Annotated in this window: 2 protein-coding genes; one reads left to right on the plus strand and one right to left on the minus strand. The window is 74.9% G+C overall.

Features of this window, described 5'->3' with window-relative positions; genetic code table 11:
- On the minus strand, positions 1–613 hold a 613-nt coding region (locus AB0O00_RS41215; protein WP_363659774.1), incomplete at its 3' end, for a type 1 glutamine amidotransferase domain-containing protein.
- 178 nt (positions 614–791) lie between these two features.
- On the opposite strand from AB0O00_RS41215, the gene AB0O00_RS41220 reads away from it, so the two are divergent.
- Positions 792–1,061, plus strand: a 270-nt coding sequence (locus AB0O00_RS41220; protein WP_363659775.1) for a LysR family transcriptional regulator, incomplete at its 3' end; no start/stop codon positions are given.

Genomic DNA, 1,061 nt, shown 5'->3' on the forward strand with positions numbered 1-1,061 from the left:
GGCCCGTCACCAGGTTGCGGTCGACGACCACGTGCGGCGCCCAGGGCTCGCCCGCCTCGAAGTCCACGCCCAGCTCGACCAGCCGGTCCTGGAGCAGCCACGGCGCCTTGTCGGCGAGGCCCGCCAGACGCTCCTCCTCGTTGGTGAAGGCGGTGATCCGGCGACCCGCGAACGGCGAGCCGCCGTCCTCCGTCCGCGCGGCCAGCAGCGCCGCCGGGCCGTGGCACACGACGCCGAGCGGACGGCCGGAGGCGAGCGCCCCGGTCAGCAGCCGGCCGGACTCGGCGCTGACCGCCAGGTCCTCCATCGGGCCGTGGCCGCCGGGGTAGAACACGGCGTCGTAGTCGGCCGGGTCGACGTCCTCCAGCTTCACCGGCCGCCGCAGCTCGGCGACGGCCGCGATCGCCTCGGCCGTCGCCTCGTCGGGCACGCTCGCGCGGTCGGCGACCGGCACCACGCCGCCCGGGGTCGCCACGGTGACCTGGTGCCCGGCCTCGGTGAAGGCGCGGTGCGGCACGAGGAGTTCCTCGGCCCAGAAGCCGGTCGGGTGCTTGCTGCCGTCGTTCAGCGTCCAGACGTCGGCGCCGGTCACGACGAAGAGGATGGTGGCCATGGTGCAGTCTCCAGGTGTGCGGTCCCACGCTCCGGCGGTCGTCCCGCCGGAGTGCTCACGTCCCCGACGCTAGACGCGCCCGGCCATCGCCCACCAATGAGCACGCCGATGTCCGGTATCGGTAAACCGATGACTCCGGGAGCCGCCCCACCCATCGCCGTCCCGTAGGCTCGTCTCCATGAGCGATCGGGATATCCATGGCTCGGTGCGGCCGGCCGAGGGCCCGCCGGACCTGAACCAGCTGCGGACCTTCCTCGCCGTCCACCGCGCCGGCTCGTTCACGGCCGCCGCGCACCGGCTCGGGCTGTCCCAGTCGACGGTGACCGCGCAGATCCGCGCCCTGGAGCAGCGCCTCGGCCGGGAGCTGTTCGAGCGCGGCGCCCGCGGCGTCGCCGCCCTGCCGTACGCGGACGACCTCGCCGCCCTCCTCGCCGACCCGCTCGACCAG

The sequence above is a fragment of the Kitasatospora sp. NPDC093558 genome, assembly GCF_040683475.1.
Taxonomy (GTDB): Bacteria; Actinomycetota; Actinomycetes; order Streptomycetales; family Streptomycetaceae; genus Kitasatospora.